Annotated in this window: 1 protein-coding gene; it reads right to left on the bottom strand. The window is 42.8% G+C overall.

What is annotated here, in order from left to right:
- Nucleotides 1–261: hypothetical protein (locus COW15_RS02605; RefSeq protein WP_293629637.1), on the bottom strand; the 261-nt coding region annotated here is incomplete at its 3' end.
- Between the last annotated feature and the right edge of the window lie 66 nt (nucleotides 262–327).

The following is a 327-nucleotide window of genomic DNA, read 5'->3' as shown; positions in this document are numbered from 1 at the left end:
ATGAGCCAATTCTATTTGATGCGCAAAAAGCCGAAACCCGGAAATGACAGATTCAATGGATTTGAGCTTTTCGGGGGAAAAGTCCAAAGAAGGCTGATCGGTGACAGCAACAATAATCCCCCGCTCCAAGCGGTTGCGAAAGGGAATGCGAACAAATTGCCCGGGTTCACATTCCGGCTCCAATGCCGATGGAATACCATAGGTCAAAACATCGGTGAACTCCCCTCCTTTTTTAAAAACAATAATCGACGCGTATTTCATAGAATCATTCAATAATAAACTTACAAACAATATATCTCAAAAACAACCGGGAGCATAATCCGGTTT

It is taken from the genome of Shewanella sp. CG12_big_fil_rev_8_21_14_0_65_47_15, assembly GCF_002783505.1.
In the GTDB taxonomy this organism is placed as follows: domain Bacteria; phylum Pseudomonadota; class Gammaproteobacteria; order Enterobacterales; family Shewanellaceae; genus Shewanella.
Note: the sequence above shows the minus strand (reverse complement) of the source record. Positions and strands in the feature narration are given on the sequence as shown.